Genomic DNA, 4,092 nt, shown 5'->3' on the forward strand with positions numbered 1-4,092 from the left:
CGGCACGGTCACGCCGGGCGCCGGAGGCCGCGGCCCGGCGCGGGTCGGGTCGTCGCCGGGTTCGGCCCGGGTGGACGGCAGCAGGGTGGCGGTGACGAGGGCCGCCGCGCCCGCCGCGACGATGGCCGTGGCCACCGTGACGGCGGCGCGGCGCGCGCGGCGCGCCGAGGGCGTCCCGGCGGCCTCGGGACTGGCGGTCTCGGGACTGGCGGCCGCGGGGGCGGCGGCCTCGGGGCTGGCGGCCGCGGCCCCCGCCTGGAGGCTCACCGGGCCGTGCGGCTCGCGTCGCAGCAGGCCGAGCAGGAGCTCTTCGCTGTCCGGACGTCGCGCGGGGTCCTTGTCCAGGCAGCGGGCGACCAGGTCGCGCAACCGCCCGCGCAGGTCGCCGAGGTCCGGCTCGTCCTCGGTGATGCGCCGCATGACCGCCTCGATGGTGTCGGCGGCGAAGGGCGACCGCCCCGTGGCGGCGAACACGACGGTGCAGCCCCACGCGAAGACGTCGACGGCGGGCCCGGCGCGTCCACCGGCGAACAGCTCGGGCGCCATGTAGGCGGGGGTGCCGACCACCTGGCTGGACTCCTCGCCCGCGCCCTCCAGGACGCGGGAGATCCCGAAGTCCACGACCCGCGGGCCCTGCGCCGACAGCAGCACGTTGCCCGGTTTGAAGTCGCGGTGGACGACCTGCGCCTGGTGGATGGCCACCAGCGCGGTCGCGGTGCCGATCGCCAGCCGTTCCAGATCGGCACCGGCGCGGACGCCCTCCTCCCGGACCGCCTGTAACAGGGAGACCCCTTCGACGAACTCGCTCACGAGGTAGGGGACGGAGCCGTCCAGGTCGGCGTCCAGGACCCGGGCCGTGCAGAACTCGGCGACGCGCTTGGCCGCCGCGACCTCGGCGGCGAACCGCTCGCGGGCCTTGGCGCCGCCGTCGAACCGCACCTTCAGGCACTTGACGGCCACCCGGCGGCCGGCGGGGTCCTCCGCGAGGTAGACCACGCCCTGACCGCCCTCGCCGAGCCGCGCGATCGGCCGGTACCGGCCGATCGCGGACGGGTCGTGGCCCAGCAGCGGGGAACCATCGGTCATGTCGCGCTCCGTCCAGCCCTCGGCACCGCATCGAGATCGTAGTGCCGGACCCGCGCGGCCGCCCTCGGTATGGCGCGCGGCGTCAGGCCGTGGGCGGGTAGCGGACGGGCCCCTCCGACGTGATCGTGCCGTTGGTGATCGTCATCAGGCGGGTCGCGCTCGCGAGGCGGTCCGGGGGCATCGTCAGCGGGTTCTCCTTGATGACGACGAGGTCGGCGTAGTTGCCGGGCTCGACCGTGCCGCGCTCGCGCTCCTCGAACGAGGCGAACGCGGCGCGTGAGGTGACCAGGCGCAGCGCGGTGGGGACGTCGAGCCGCTGGTCCGGGAGCCAGCCGCCGGGCGGTGTGCCGTCGAACTCGGTGCGGGTCACCACGCGCTGCAGGCCCCACATCGGGTCGAGGGCCTCGATGTCGAAGTCGCTGCCGCCCACCATCGGGACCCGCGCCCGCAGCATGTCCCGCCACCGGTAGGCGTAGCGCAGCCGGTGCCGCCCGATCGCGTCCTCGGCGAACCGCTGGTCGGACGTCGCGAAGCTCAGCTGGATGCTCGCGATCACCCCGCGCCGGATCATCCGCTCCAGAAGGTCGTCCTCCGCGACTTGGACGTGCTCGACGGCCCACCGGTCGCGCGGCGCGACGTCGTTGTGCTCGTAGGCGTTCAGGGTCACCTTCAGCCCGCGGTCGCCGATGGCGTGGGTGGTGATGTTGAAGCCCAGCTCCCGGGCGCGGGCGACGTCGCGGTTCGCGCGTTCCTGGGCGAGGAACAGGATGCCCCTGCGGGGGAAGCCGTACGGGTCGTCGCTGTAGGGCTGGCGCAGCGCGGACGTCCTGGGGCCGAGCCATCCGTCCGAGTAGAGCTTCACCCCCAGGACCTTCACCCACTCGTTGCCCGAGCCAGTGCGGAGGCCCATCTTGGCGGCCTCCTCCATGCAGCCCCAGGCCACCCGCACCAGGAAGCGGACCTTCAGCTTGCCCTCGTCGGCGAGCTGGAAGAGGGCGTCCAGCGCTCCGAGGTCGCGCAGGCCCGCCTCCACGACCGTGCTGACGCCCTGCTTGGCCACCTCCTCCTGCATGACCAGGAGGTCGTTCTTCATCTTCTCGGTCACCGGGCTGTGGGTGCACTGGTCGACAGGTGTCTCGCCGCGCGCGTGGATGTCGACGTGCCGCTGGCCGGTGCGCCTGCGCGCCTCGAACGCCTCGTCCTCGTCGTAGGGCTTCCACACCGGCCGGTACGCCTCCGGGGCCGCGCCGGTCAGCGCCCGCTGGATGAGGTGGGTGTGCTGGTCCCGGAACCCGGGGCCGACGAAGGCGCCCTTCAGATCGACCCGGCGCGTGCGGTCTCCCGCGCACTCCAGCACGCGCCGGTCGGAGCCGACGGCCACGATCCGCTTGCCCTTCACGGCGACGGCCTGGGCGGTGGCGTCGCCCGTCCAGACGACGCCCGAGTGCAGGACCAGGTCGGCGTCGTCGCGCGGGCGGCCCGCGGCGAGGGTTCCCGCCGCGGCACCGGTCAGTACGAGCGCGGATCGGCGGGTCATCGGTGTCTCCATGGCACACTCCTCACATTTCACTCATGATCAATGTGAAGCCGCCGCGTGCGCTTGTCGACCCCAAAGGCGAATGGGCTGGCCAGAAGGGTGGGAACGGTTATCATTGCACTATGAAGGCCTCCCCCCACGAGCGCATGGTCGTGGACGTCGAGTACGCCGTCGCCGACGGTGAGCGCCTGCTGCTCGACCTGTACATCCCCGAGGGCTCTGGACCGCATCCCGTGTCCCTCTGGGTGCACGGCGGAGCATGGCTCTTCGGCGACCGCTGCAGCGGCGCCACCTCGTTCGCGGCCGCGCTCGCCGAGCGGGGGGTGGCGATCGCGAGCATCGACTACCGGCTCGGGGAGGCCGGGGCCTTTCCCGCCTCCATCGACGACGTCCGCGCCGCCGTCCGGTGGCTGCGCGCCCACGGCGCGCGGCACGGGCTGGCCATCGCGCGGATCGGCGCGTGGGGCGCCTCGGCAGGGGGGCACCTGTCGCTGATGGCGGCGCTCGACCCGCGCGTCGGCGCGCCCGGCGACCGCATCGACGCCGTCGTCGACTTCTTCGGTCCGACCGATCTGGTCGCCCGGCTGGCGCGGACGGAGCTGGAGCGCGAGATCCTGCCGGACCCGCCCGACGCCCGCTACCTGCGGACCACCGTCAAGACGCTCGACCGGAACTGGGCGCGTGCCGCCAGCCCGCTGTACCAGCACCTCGACCAGGCCCCGCCGACGCTGATCGTCCACGGGGACCGCGATCAGCAGATCGCGCTGGACCAGAGCCTGCGCATGCACCAGGCCCTCGTCGCCGCCGGGCGCGACTCGCAGCTGATCGTCCTCGGCGGCGCGGGGCACGAGGACGTCCGGTTCCAGCAGCCGTGGGTCCTCGACGCCACGGCCGCCTTCCTCCGCCACCACCTGACCGGCTGACAAAGAGACCGATCAGGAATCGAGAAGCGGCCATGACCTGGGCGCACCTAGCGTGATCGGTATGGCAGAGAAGCAGGTGGACAACAAGCGCAAGCCCGGGACGCCCGGGGCGTTCTCACGCTGGATGCAGCACCGCATGAACGCCCGCGTGAACCGCAAGCTCCGGCGGGGGCGCGGCTCGTTCATGGGCATGGACGTGCTGATCCTGCACACCGTGGGGCGGCACAGCGGGGAGCGGCGGGAGACGCCGGTCGCGTGGTTCCCCGACGAGGACGAGGACGCGCGGCTGATCGTCGCGTCGGGCGGGGGAAGCCGGCACCCGGACTGGTTCGCCAACCTGATGGCGCACTCCGACGAGGCGGCGATCGAGCTGCCCGGGGGCGGCGCCGTGCCGGTGAGGCCGCAGCGGCTCGAAGGCGACGACCGCGAGCGGGCCTGGCAGCGCATCGCCACCGCGCAGCCCCGCATCGCCAAGTACCAGAGCAAGTCCGACCGGCAGTACCCGGTCGTCCGCCTCACCCCGCGCTGAGCGCGGCGCTCCGGGAG

4 protein-coding genes are annotated in these 4,092 nt (G+C 73.6%); 2 read left to right on the top strand and 2 right to left on the bottom strand.

What is annotated here, in order from left to right:
• Both E1264_RS40930 and E1264_RS40935 read right to left on the bottom strand, forming a co-directional pair.
• On the bottom strand, nt 1–1,086 hold a 1,086-nt coding region (locus tag E1264_RS40930; protein ID WP_132182695.1), incomplete at its 3' end, for a serine/threonine-protein kinase.
• 82 nt (nt 1,087–1,168) lie between these two features.
• Entirely contained in the window at nt 1,169–2,623 is a 1,455-nt protein-coding gene (locus E1264_RS40935) for an amidohydrolase family protein (RefSeq protein ID WP_165964648.1), read from the bottom strand.
• Between the two features lie 122 nt (nt 2,624–2,745).
• Here E1264_RS40935 and E1264_RS40940 point away from each other — a divergent pair, with 122 nt between their 5' ends.
• Together E1264_RS40940 and E1264_RS40945 are read left to right on the top strand one after the other, a co-directional pair.
• Entirely contained in the window at nt 2,746–3,546 is an 801-nt protein-coding gene (locus E1264_RS40940) for an alpha/beta hydrolase (protein WP_165964649.1), read from the top strand.
• 61 nt (nt 3,547–3,607) lie between these two features.
• Nucleotides 3,608–4,075, top strand: coding sequence for a nitroreductase family deazaflavin-dependent oxidoreductase (locus E1264_RS40945; RefSeq protein WP_132182701.1), 468 nt, complete (start codon nt 3,608–3,610; stop codon nt 4,073–4,075).
• The last annotated feature ends 17 nt before the right edge of the window (nt 4,076–4,092 follow it).

The organism is Actinomadura sp. KC216 (assembly GCF_004348535.1).
In the GTDB taxonomy this organism is placed as follows: Bacteria; Actinomycetota; Actinomycetes; order Streptosporangiales; family Streptosporangiaceae; genus Spirillospora.